Origin of the sequence: Nonomuraea rhodomycinica, assembly GCF_013363995.1 — a bacterium.
Taxonomy (GTDB): Bacteria; Actinomycetota; Actinomycetes; order Streptosporangiales; family Streptosporangiaceae; genus Nonomuraea; species Nonomuraea rhodomycinica.
In genome coordinates this window covers 1,657,220-1,668,611 of record NZ_JABWGO010000001.1, presented here as the reverse complement: position 1 = coordinate 1,668,611, position 11,392 = coordinate 1,657,220, and the positions used below count along the sequence as shown (strand labels likewise).

At 73.6% G+C, this 11,392-nt stretch carries 9 protein-coding genes and 1 riboswitch; of the genes, 8 read left to right on the top strand and 1 reads right to left on the bottom strand.

The genetic code is table 11. From position 1 onward, the window contains the following. Window positions 1–267 precede the first annotated feature (267 nt). A complete protein-coding gene (locus HT134_RS07700; RefSeq protein ID WP_175599461.1) occupies window positions 268–1,530 on the top strand; it encodes a sensor histidine kinase in 1,263 nt (420 codons plus the stop codon). Between the two features lie 76 nt (window positions 1,531–1,606). Then, on the top strand, window positions 1,607–2,263 hold the full coding sequence (locus tag HT134_RS07695; RefSeq protein ID WP_175599460.1) for a response regulator: 657 nt from the start codon (window positions 1,607–1,609) through the stop codon (window positions 2,261–2,263). 58 nt (window positions 2,264–2,321) lie between these two features. Here the strand turns inward: HT134_RS07695 and HT134_RS07690 are convergent, their stop codons facing one another. Beyond that, a complete protein-coding gene (locus HT134_RS07690; protein ID WP_312888024.1) occupies window positions 2,322–3,434 on the bottom strand; it encodes a phosphotransferase family protein in 1,113 nt (370 codons plus the stop codon). A 140-nt stretch (window positions 3,435–3,574) separates the two neighbouring features. Here HT134_RS07690 and HT134_RS07685 point away from each other — a divergent pair, with 140 nt between their 5' ends. The 6 genes from HT134_RS07685 to HT134_RS07660 all read left to right on the top strand — a co-directional run bounded on the left by HT134_RS07685 (window position 3,575) and on the right by HT134_RS07660 (window position 11,123). Continuing rightward, window positions 3,575–4,897, top strand: coding sequence for an NYN domain-containing protein (locus HT134_RS07685; RefSeq protein WP_175599459.1), 1,323 nt, complete (start codon window positions 3,575–3,577; stop codon window positions 4,895–4,897). 217 nt (window positions 4,898–5,114) lie between these two features. After that, window positions 5,115–6,089: a C40 family peptidase gene (locus HT134_RS07680; RefSeq protein ID WP_376768072.1), complete on the top strand. Its 975-nt coding sequence runs from the start codon at window positions 5,115–5,117 to the stop codon at window positions 6,087–6,089. Between the two features lie 443 nt (window positions 6,090–6,532). Further along, window positions 6,533–6,692: riboswitch (cyclic di-AMP (ydaO/yuaA leader) on the top strand. A 73-nt stretch (window positions 6,693–6,765) separates the two neighbouring features. After that, window positions 6,766–7,293, top strand: a complete 528-nt coding sequence (locus HT134_RS07675; RefSeq protein WP_175599458.1) for a C40 family peptidase — start codon at window positions 6,766–6,768, stop codon at window positions 7,291–7,293. Window positions 7,294–7,855: 562 nt separating this feature from the next. Then, window positions 7,856–8,506 (top strand): hypothetical protein, encoded by a 651-nt coding sequence (locus HT134_RS07670; RefSeq protein WP_175599457.1) that lies wholly within the window; start codon window positions 7,856–7,858, stop codon window positions 8,504–8,506. A 239-nt stretch (window positions 8,507–8,745) separates the two neighbouring features. Beyond that, window positions 8,746–10,026, top strand: a complete 1,281-nt coding sequence (locus HT134_RS07665; RefSeq protein WP_312888023.1) for a M48 family metalloprotease — start codon at window positions 8,746–8,748, stop codon at window positions 10,024–10,026. Further along, the gene (locus tag HT134_RS07660; RefSeq protein WP_175599455.1) at window positions 10,023–11,123 is read left to right on the top strand and encodes a glycosyltransferase family 4 protein; all 1,101 of its coding nucleotides are present in this window, start codon (window positions 10,023–10,025) and stop codon (window positions 11,121–11,123) included. Before HT134_RS07665 ends, HT134_RS07660 begins: the two co-directional genes overlap by 4 nt. Window positions 11,124–11,392 lie beyond the last annotated feature (269 nt).

Below are 11,392 nucleotides of genomic sequence, written 5' to 3'. Positions count from 1 at the left end.
CAGGCCGGGAAGCCGGGGCTGCTCCGCGCCGGGAAGCCGGGGCTGCTCCGCGCCGGGAAGCCGGGCCCTCGCCGGGCCGGGGGACCGGGCCCTCGCCGGGCCGGAGGACCGGGCCTCGGCCGGACCGGGAGCCCGGGTGCTCGTCGTGACGTTCCATGGTCCCGACCATGGCAGCGGCGGTGACTCCGGCGCGTCCGCCGGAGGTCGCTCGGTGTATCGACTTTGGTCGCTGTCCGCCCGCCCGGCGAACCCCTAACCTCGGGATTTGTGAGCGACCACGACGAGTACCGCTGGGCCCTGCCGGCCGTCCTGCTGGGCGACGGCTCCGCCGTGCGGCCGGTGCGGCGCTCCACCCGCGACTGGATCGTCGACATCACGATGTTCCTGGCCGCGTGCGGCATCACGCTCCTGACCGCGCCCGAGCTGGAGGGCCTGCCGCGACCGCTCATGCTGGTCGAGCAGGTCGCCGGGGTGCTGTCGTGCGTGGCCGTGTGGCTTCGCCGCCGGTGGCCGGTGTGGTTCGCGATGGTGACCACGGTGGTGTCGACGTTCCTGCTGATGGTGGGCGGGGCGGCGGTGGTGGGCATGTTCACGGTGGCGGTGCATCGGCCGTTCAAGGTGGCCGGACCGGTGGCCGCGTTCGCCATGCTGACGATGGGCCCGTACGTGATGCTGCACCCCGACCCCGACCTGGGACGGGCCGGCACGCTGACGCTCAGCGTGGCGATCCTGCTGACCGTGTTCGCGTGGGGCGTGGTCATCCGGGCCCGGCGGCAGCTCGTCTGGTCGTTACGGCAGCGCGCGGTCATCGCGGCCGAGGAGGCCAAGCGGCTCGAACGCGAGCGGATCGCCCGGGAGATGCACGACGTGCTGGCCCATCGCATCTCCATGCTGAGCCTGCACGCGGGGGCGCTGGAGTTCCGGCCCGGCGCGCCGCCCGAGGAGATCTCCAGGGCGGCGGGCGCCATCCGGCACAGCGCCCACCAGGCGCTCCAGGATCTGCGCGAGGTGATCGGGGTGCTGCGCCATCCGTCGTCCTCCGGCGACGAGAACGGCCCGGTCCCCGCCCCGCCCCAGCCCACGCTGGCCGACCTGCGCTCGCTCGTCGAGGAGTGCCGGCAGGCGGGCATGAAGGTGTCCTTCACGATGGACGGGTTGGAGGGGGCGGGGGTGCGGGGCGAGCCCGGCGGCGGTCCCGGCGACGGCGCCGCCGGGCCGGCGGGCGAGGCGGTGGTGTCCGACGGTCTCGGCCGCACCGTCTACCGGGTCGTCCAGGAGGCCCTCACCAACGCGCGCAAGCACGCGGGCGGCGCGCCGGTGTCCGTGACCGTCGCGGGACGTCCGGGCGACGGGGTGACGGTCGAGGCGCGCAACGCGGTGTGGGCCAGGCAGAGCCCGCGCATCCCGGGCGCGGGGGCCGGGCTCATCGGGCTCACCGAACGGGTCGAGCTCGCGGGCGGCCGGCTGGAGTTTGGCCCGGCGGCGGGCGGTGACTTCCGCCTGCGCGCCTGGTTGCCGTGGACCCCGTGATCCGGCCGCGCGAGTCGGGAACGGCCGGACGGGGAGGGCGGATGATTGGCGGCGGACGACGGTTACGGTGGACGGCATGACGATCAAGGTGCTCATCGTGGACGACGACCCGCTCGTCCGGGCCGGTCTGGCGATGATCCTCGGCGGCGCCGACGACATCGAGATCGTGGGGGAGGCGGGTGACGGGTCCCAGGTGCCGCGGATGGTCGCCGGACACCGTCCCGACGTCGTGCTCATGGACATCCGCATGCCGGACGTCGACGGGCTCACCGCCACCGAGGCGCTGCGCGCGGCCAAGGAGCCGCCCGAGGTGGTGGTGCTGACCACGTTCCACGCCGACGCGCAGGTGCTCCGGGCGCTGCGGGCCGGCGCGGCCGGGTTCCTGTTGAAGGACATCGCGCCCGCCGAGCTGGTCGGTGCCATCAGGAAGGTGGCCGCCGGCGAGCCCATCCTGTCGCCGGTCGTCACCCGGCAGCTCATCAGCCACGTGTCGGGCGGCGGGGCCGAGAGCCGCGCCGGTCGTGCCCGCGCGCTGCTCGACCGGCTGAGCGAGCGCGAGCGGGAGGTGGCGGTGGCGGTCGGCCAGGGCCGGTCCAACGCCGAGATCGGCGCCGACCTCTACATGAGCGTCGCCACGGTGAAGGCGCACGTCTCGCGCATCCTCACCAAGCTGGGGCTGAACAACCGGGTGCAGATCGCCCTGATCGTCCACGACGCCGGCTCCGCGGGCTGAACCGCCGGATCGGGTAGCGACGGTGAGGGTGAGGAGGCGCCCCGGGCGGTGACCCGGCTCAGTCCGCGATCATGCGTTCCAGGGTCGTGCGGTGCAGCACGAGGTCGTCGGGGTCGTCCGGCATGGCCTGTTCGCCGAAGTGGATCCGCCGCCGCCACACCCTCGCCATGATCACCCCGTGTCTGAGCGCCGCGTACGTCAGGTGGAAGTCCATGTTCGCGGGCGGATGACCCGTGAGGTCCCGGTACGTCCGGCAGACGTCGTCCCGGCGCATGAAGTCCGGCAGCCCAGGAAGGCCCATGGCCTCCGTGAGGTCCTGGAAGAACCGGTGCAGGAAGATCATCCAGGCCAGGTCCAGCTCCCGGGGTCCCACCGCCGCCATCTCCCAGTCCAGCACGGCGACCGGCCGGAAGTCCCGGTACATCACGTTCCCGATGCGGGCGTCGCCCCAGGTCAGGACGTCGGGCCCGGGGTCGTCCGGCCAGTGCGCCTCCAGCCAGTCGAAGGCGCGCTCCAGCAGCGGGATCGGGTGGTCCCCGTGCGCCCAGGCGTAGTAGGCGCGCTGCGCGTCCACGTGCGCCCGCAGCCCGTCCCTCCCGCCTGCTCTGCCGTGAGGGCCGGGCGATGGGGCCGATTCGGGCCGGGAGAGGACCGACAGGTCGTCCCGCGTGAACGGCGCGTCGTGCAGCGCGGCCAGCAGCCCCACGCTCGCGTCCTGGAGCTCCCGCCGCCTCTCGGGCGGCGCGTCGAGCAGCCACCCCTCGAACGTGTACGGCATGACGTCCGGCGGCACGTCCCCGTCCGCCCGCTCCATGACGAAGAACGGCGTGCCGAGCGCCCCCGGATCCGGCTCCAGCCACAGCGCCCTCGGCGCCGGGACTCCCGCCCGCTCCCTGGCCAGCCGCATGACCTCGAACTGGGCCTCCAGGTCGTAGCGGGGGAAGACGGGCACCGCCTCGGCCGCCGGGGCGAGCCGCGCCACGCAGCGCACCGGCGGCCGTCCCGCCCAGGAGGCGGTGAAGAAGAGCGTCTCGCTGGACATGCCGTTCGCCGAGGGCCGCGACAGCTCCGAGACCTCCACCGGGCCGCCGGTGCGGCCGGACAGCCACGCGGCCACCCGGTCGTGGAGGGCGCGCAGGTCACGGGTCGACGTCCGCATCTCCTCGGCCACTGCGGTCTCCTCCGGCTGTCGGGGTCCCGCACCAGTGGTATACCCCTAGCAAGCGCTTGTCTACGTGGGGCGAGCGTTACGGTCAGGTACGGGTCAGCCGTACCCTTGTCTGAAAGGGCATGTCACGAAGGGACAGTGGGATGAGCTCAGCGGGTGAAGGCCTGTCTCGCCCGCTTCCCGAGCCGGTGCGGCTGAACGTCGTCGACCTGGCGGCCCAGGTCCTCGGCTCGCTCCCTGCTGCGTCCGTTCCGCCCCCGTTGCGGGGCATCGCCAAGTTCGACCCGCGCAAGCGCGCCCGCCTGGGCAGCGCCCCCATCGCCGCGCAGCTGGAGAACGACAAGGAGTTCCGCGAGCTGGTCGCCGAGTCGGTCACGGCGGGCTGGCCCGAGCTGGTCGCCTCGCTGGCCGAGGGCCACGTCCCGCCCGCCGCCGACCCCGTGCTCGTGGCCGCCGCGGCCTACCTCACCCGCCCGCCCGGCTGGGCCGACATGGTCGAGGCGGCCCGCGCCGACCTCGAACGCTCCGCCGTGGCCGCCGAGGGGTCCGAACGCGAAGAGGTCGTGACGCGGCTGCGCGAGCAGCTCGCCACCCAGAAGAACGCCGCCAAGGAGGAGGCCGAACGGCTGCGCGAGCAGCTCAAGGCCGCCCGTACCGAGAACTCCGACCTGCGCCGCCGCCTGCACGAGGCGCGCGAGCGGGCCAGGGCGGCGCAGCGGCACGCCGAGGAGATGGCGCAGGCGGCCGAGGAGGCCCGGTCGGCGGCCTCGGCGGCGGGCAGCGCGGGCGAGACGGAGCTGCGGCGGCTGCGCGAGCGGCTGGCCGACGCCGAGAAACAGCTCGAAGCCTCCCGCCGGGCCGCCCGCGAGGGCCGCAGCATCGAGGACGCCCGCATCCGCGTCCTGCTCGACGCCCTCCAGGACGCCTCCGCCGGGCTGCGCCGCGAGCTGGCCCTGCCCACGATGATCAGCCGGCCGGCCGACTCGGTCGCGGCCGTCACCGGCGAACGTCCGAGCGTGCGCGGCGTGCCCGCCCGCGCGCTGGCCGACGACGACCCGCAGCTGCTCGACCAGCTCCTCGCCCTGCCCCAGGTGCACCTGATCATCGACGGCTACAACGTGACCAAGGCCGGCTACGGCACGCTCACGCTGGCCGACCAGCGCAACCGCCTCATGACCGGGCTCGGCGGGCTCGTCGCGCAGACGCGCGTCGAGGTGACCGTGGTCTTCGACGGGGCCGAGCTGAACGCGCCGGTCCAGGTGGTGGCGCCGCGGGGGGTTCGCGTGCTGTTCAGCGCGCCGGGGGAGATCGCCGACGACCTCATCCGCCAGCTCGTCCGCGCCGAGCCGCCCGGGCGGGCCATCGCCGTGGTCTCCTCCGACCGCGAGGTCGCCGAATCCGTGCGCAGGATGGGCGCCCGGCCCGTACCATCAGGACTGCTGCTGCGCAGGCTGGGCCGCGCGTAAACCCCGACCGGCGCCGGCGGCTCCGTTCGGGCTGGGCCCGGTGCGGCGATGCCGCCCCGGGCCGGACAGGTGCGGTCAGGGGCGCCGACGTGAACGGACGCGGTCGCGACCGCTCGAGCGGTAACGCGGCGGTAAAAGGAATCTGGCGTTTAGGTGAGATCACACCCGCCACTTCTGTACTATTTCGCCCCAGGTGTGTTCCCTGGGAGGCGACGCTGTGAGGTTGGGCCGGGTTCCGGTGGTCGCGGGTCTCGCGGTCGGGTTGATGATCGCGCCGACAGGTGGCGCCCAGGCCGCGCCAAAGCCGACGATCAAGCAGGCGAAGGCCAAGCTCGCCAAGCTCAACGACAAGGCCGACAAGGTCGTCGACCGCTACAACACGGCGACCGAGAAGCACAAGAAGGCCCAGTCCGTCTACGACGAGCTCAACGCCAGCTACAAGCGCAAGCTCTCCACCGTGGCCGACCTGCGCCAGCAGGTCATCTCCGCGGCGGTCAACAGCTACAAGCTCGGCGGCGCCGCCGCGGCCGTGCCCGGCGTGATCACCTCCGACGACCCCACGACCGTCCTCGGCAGCCTCGCCCTGGCCGACCAGGTGTCCAGGGAGCGGGCCCAGAAGCTGGCGGCCTTCGACCGGGAGAACCGCGGCCTCAAGGCCGAGCGCGACAAGGCCGAGGCGGCCCTGGCCGCCGCCGACGACGAGCGCGACGCGGTGCGCAAGGAGCGCGCCGAGGTCCTCAAGCTCATCGCCCAGCAGAAGAAGCTGCTCGACCGGCTCGGCGCCTACCGGGCCGGCGACCCGAACAGCACCGGCATCAAGTACACCGGCGCGGCCTCGGGCAACGCGGCGGCCGTCCTGAGGTTCGCCTACGCCCAGGTCGGCAAGCCGTACGTGTTCGGCGGCACGGGCCCCGGCGGCTGGGACTGCTCGGGCCTCACGCAGGCCGCCTGGCGCGCGGCCGGCGTCTCCCTGCCGCGCACCACCTGGCAGCAGTGGGCGTGGGGCGCCTCGCGCAAGGTCTCGCTGGACGCGCTCCAGCCCGGCGACCTGATCTTCAGCAACGGTCTCGGTCACGTCAGCATCTACGCGGGCAACGGCCAGATCGTTCACGCGCCGCAGACGGGCGACGTGGTCAAGGTCGTCACGCTCTCCTCGTACGGCGGCAGCATCGTCGGCGCCGTCCGCCCCTGAGACACCTCTCCACGGCGGCCCCGTCGCCCCTCTCGCGAGGGCGTGCGGCGGGGCAGTGTAGCAATTCTGTCGTTATTCCGTGACGGAACAACAGTAAAGAACCGAACGGATCTGGTGCCGGTCATGGTGCCGTGGCCTGTCATGATGCCCGGGACAAACCTGACAAATGCGACGAAAGAGTCCTGACTGGCCAGGGATGCGTCAAGTGTGACCAGAGTCACATTTGCGTAACGAATCATGGTGACAAGCTGGGATTCATCGTCTTACTGACACCTTATGTGGATCTTTACAGCTTGACGATGGCTTTGCCGTTTCATGACTTGTCGGCGTAACTTCTGGCGTCGCGGCGGACAAGCCATGGCGTCGCGAGCCAGCATCGGTCCTCCCGATGTGGACGAGATAGAGATCCAGCGGTCGCCGCCGTGAACATCCGTACTCACGTCGGCGGTGGCCTGCCGAGTCCGTGCAGCCAGGAGGCACGGAGCCGGGGACCCAGCGATCCCGAACCCGGGATCAGGGGTGAATCGGCGCGCGAGCGCGCCGTAGGGCGACTTCCAGGCCCGAATCCGTCAGCTAACCCGGTAGGCGTTCGTGGAAGATCCAAGGAGAAATCCTGTCTACCTCTTCGCACAACCCCCGTCTGTCCCGAATCGCTCTGAGCGGTGTCGCTCTCACCATGACCGTGACGGCCGGAGGCCTGGTTCTCCATGCCCCGGCGGCCCAGGCACAAGGGACGACGAGCACCACGGCCGGCTCCTCCACGGTTGCGGCGGGCACGGCCGCCGCGTCCGTGAAGCAGGCCACCCGTAAGACGGCGAAGGCGTCGAAAGCCGTCCGGCAGCAGGCGAAGGCCCGCACGGCCGTCGCCGTGGCGAAGGCCCAGATCGGTGACCCGTACCGCTACGGCGGCACCGGCCCTGGCGCGTTCGACTGCTCCGGCCTCGTCCAGTACGCCTGGAAGAAGGCCGGCGTGCGCATCCCCCGCGTGACGAACAGCCAGTACGCGCGCATCAAGAAGAAGGTCTCCTGGAAGCACCTCCAGCCGGGCGACCTGATGTTCTTCCGGGGGCTCGGCCACGTGGGCATGTACATCGGCCACGGCAAGATGGTCCATTCGCCGCGGACAGGTCTGACGGTACGCATCGAGAAGCTCAGCGGATGGCGCAAGTCGTCGTTCGTGGGTGCGGTACGTCCTGGCCTGTGAGCACTCACGAAGACCCCGTCCCGGGTTGGGGACGGGGTCTTCGTGCGTTCACGGGTGGGGTGTCCGTGCGTTCAGGCGCGGGCTCCTTGTGCGTTCACGGGCGGAGAGGGGGAGCGGGTCGCCGTCGCAGGGCGGCACTGCCGGACGGCGCCGGGCGGCGGCCGGACGGCGGCCGGACGGCCGGGTACGATCGGACAGCGTGGCCGCCCGGGTGAGTCGTCGTGCCGTGCTGGCGGGGGTTGCGCCCCTGCTCGCGCTCGCCGCCGCGTCCTCTCCTGACCGCACCGGCGCCGTGCTCCGGGACGCTCACGACCGTAAGCGGACCGCCCCCGGGAACGCTCGCGACCGTAAGGAAGCCGCCCTAGGGGACGCTCGCGACCGCAAGGGAACCACCCTCGGGGACGCTCAAGACCGTAGGAGAGCCGCCCTCGGGGACGCTCGCGACCGTAGCGGGGCCGCGCCCCGAGACGCGCGGACCACGGCGGCAGGCCGGCCCGGCGGCGCCCTGGCGGCCGAACCGTGGCCGGGCGAGACCCGGGCCGCCGCCGGCGCGCGGTCGCTCGTGCTGGGACACCGGGCCGATCCGGCGCTCCTGCGCGACCTGGCTCACCGCGCCGACACCGCCGGCGCGCGCGTCTCCGCCGTCCTCCGGACCCCCGTGCGGCCCCTCGTGCTCGTACCCGCCTCCTCCGCCGAGGCCGCGCGGCTGGCCGGCGTCACGGACGTCGCAGGGCTCGCCGCCCTGGCCGACGACGGGCGCGTCATCGTCGTTCCGGACACGTTCGGCCGCCTCACCGACGTCGGACGGGACGTCGTGCTCGCCCACGAGCTCACCCACGTCGCCGCCGGGACCGGGGGACTGCCACCCTGGCTGTACGAGGGGTTCGCCGACTACGTGGCCTACCGTGACGCGGGCCTGGCCGTGCCGGTGGCCGCCGCCGAACTGGCCGCCGAGGTGCGGGCCGGGAGGACGCCGCGCCGGCTGCCCGGGGCCGCCGACTTCGCGCCCGGTTCGTCCAGACTGGCGGCGGTCTACCAGGAGGCGTGGCTGGCGTGCCGGTTCGTCGCCGAGTGGCGCGGAGAGGAGACGCTGGTGAGGCTCTACCGTGATGCCAGGACACGGGGCGCCACCCGGGCGCTCGCCGCCGCCCGGCTCCCCGCCGCGAGGCTGACGGCGGGCTGGCGCGCGTACGTGCGTGAGAAGCTGGCGTAGGGGGACACGTGACGAAGGACGGGCAGGTGGGGGACACGGTCCCTCCGACGGACGCGTCCAGACCGGACGAGCGGGGGTCTGCCATGCCAAGCGCCTCCGGACCCGAGGGGCCGGGGCCTGACGTGTCCGGCGCCTCTGGACCCGAGGGGCCGGGGTCTGGAGTGTCGGGCGCGTCCGAAGACGAGGGGTCAGGACCCGGTGTGTCGGGTCCTTCTGAGGACGAGGGGTCGGGGTCGGGCGTGCCCCAGACGGACACGCGTGGCGATCAGGCCGGGGTCGGGTGGCGGCAGGCCGGGGTGGTGTGCGCCGTGCTCGGACTCGCCACCCTGGCCGTCGTGGTCGTCACGACGCCCTGGCGGGCGCTGCCGCCCTCCGCGCCGTACGTCGCCCCCGACCCCGCCCGTGACTTCACCCCCGCCGAGATCGCCCGCGCCGCCGCCTTCGACGCCGCCACCACCGCCCCCGGCTACCTGTCGCTGGGCCTCAGCCTGCTCTTCGCCGGCCTGCTCGTCCTCACGCCGTTCGGCGCCCGGCTGCTCGGCCGTCTGCGCGGCCCCTGGTGGGTGCGGGTCGTCCTCGGCGTGCTCCTCCTCACCGCGCTGGTCGAGGCGGTGCGCTGGCCGCTCGGCATGTGGGCCGAGACCGTGCTGCGCGCGTACGGGCTGTCCACGCAGGACTGGGCGTCCTGGTCGGCCGACCGGATCAAGGGCATCGGCGTCAACGCCGCCGTGCTGGCGGTCGCGATGGTCGCCGTGGTCGGCCTGGCCCGCAAGGTGCGGCGGTGGTGGATCCCCGCCGCCGTCGGCGCGTTCGCGCTGACCGTGGCGCTGTCGTTCGTCTATCCCGTGGTGGTCGAGCCGCTGTTCAACGACTTCCGTCCCATGCCGCAGGGCCCGCTGCGCACGAGCCTGCTGGCGATGGCCGCGCGTGACGGCGTGCCGGTCGAGGACGTGCTCGTCGCCGACGCCTCCCGCCGCACCACGGCGCTCAACGCGTACGTCTCCGGCTTCGGCGCCACCCGCCGGATCGTCGTCTACGACACGCTGCTGCGCGGGCCGGCCCCGCAGGTGGAGCTGGTGGTCGCGCACGAGCTCGGCCACGCCAAGAACGGCGACGTGCTCGACGGCACCCTCGTCGGCGCGCTGGGCGCCGCCGCCGGCGCGGCGCTGCTGTACCTGGCCTTCCAGCTCGTACGGCGGCGCACCGGAGTCGCCTCGGCGGCCGACCCGCGGGCCGTGGCCGTGCTGGTCGGGCTGATGTCCCTGGCCACCGTGCTGTCCGGCCCCGCCCTGAATCTCGTCAGCCGTCGCATCGAGGCCCGGGCCGACGTCCACGCGCTCGATCTGACGAAAGACCCGGTCACCTTCGTGGCCATGCAGAAACGCCTGGCAATAACCAATATTTCCGACTTGTCGCCCGATGCCGTGGAATACGCGCTCTATGCCTCTCATCCGTCGACGCCCGAGCGGATCGCCCTGGCGCGGGCCTGGGCGCGGCTGAACGGCGTCCCGGCGCCGTGACCGCCCGCGTCGTCATCGTCACCAACGACTTCCCGCCGCGGCCCGGCGGCATCCAGTCCTTCGTCCACGGCCTGGCCGCCCGCACCCCCGGCGTGGCGGTCTACGCGCCCGCCTGGCCGGGCTGCGAGGAGTTCGACCGCCGCCAGCCGTACCCCGTCGTGCGCCATCCGACCTCGCTCATGCTGCCCACGCCCGCCGTCGCCGGCACGGCGGCCCGGCTGGTCGCCGAGCACGGCGCCCGGACCGTGGTGTTCGGGGCGGCCGCACCGCTCGGGCTGCTCGCGCCGCGGCTGCGCGCCGCCGGGGCGCGGCGGGTGGTGATGCTCACCCACGGCCACGAGGCGTCCTGGGCCGCCGGGCCGGGGTTCCGGTCCGTGCTGCGCCGCATCGGCGGGCACGCCGACGTGGTCACCTACCTGGGGGAGTACACGCGCGCCCGGCTGGCCGCCGCCATCCCCGAGGACAAGCTCGTCCCGCTCGCGCCCGGCGTCGACACCGGGCGCTTCCGCCCCGAGGCCGAGCCCGGCCGGGCCAAGGAGGCGCTCGGGCTGGCCGGCCGGCCCGTGGTCGTGTGCGTGTCCCGGCTCGTGCCGCGCAAGGGCCAGGACCGGCTGATCGCGGCCTGGCCGGAGGTGCTGGCGGCCGTCCCGGACGCGGTGCTCCTGCTGGTGGGCGGCGGGCCGTACCGGCGGCGGCTGGAACGGCTGGCCGGCGGGCACGAGTCGGTCCGCTTCACCGGCACCGTCCCGGCCTCGGCGCTGCCCGGTTACTACGCGGCGGGCGACGTCTTCGCCATGCCCTGCCGTACTCGCTGGGGCGGGATCGACGTGGAGGGGCTCGGCATCGTGTTCCTGGAGGCGTCGGCGACCGGCCTGCCCGTGGTGGCGGGCGCCTCCGGCGGGGCGCCCGACGCCGTCCGCCACGGTGAGACCGGCCTGCTCGTCAACGGCGAGGACACCGGCGAGGTGGCCGCCGCCGTCGCCGAACTGCTCGGCGACCCCGAACGGGCCCGCAAGCTGGGCGCCGCCGGACGCGAGTGGATCGCCCGCGAATGGTCCTGGGACCTGGTCGCCACCCGCTTCCACACCCTGCTCTGACCTCCGGGCCCGCGCCGGTGAGGTCATCCCTTGGTGGCGCCCAGCGTCATTCCGGCCACGAACCACTTGTGGGGACGGGGAAGCCGGCCAGCGTCGGCGCGGCGGGCGATGACCCGCCTCTCAGCGCCATCGCCTCCGGTCCTCGTGTGACCGGCCGGGCGCGCGGCCGGTCACGCGACACGCCCGAATACGGGCTAGGGCCTGTACGGAGTTGAGATCAGCGGATCCGCCCTCGGCCTCGTCATGGCGTGTGGAAACCTTCGGGATGT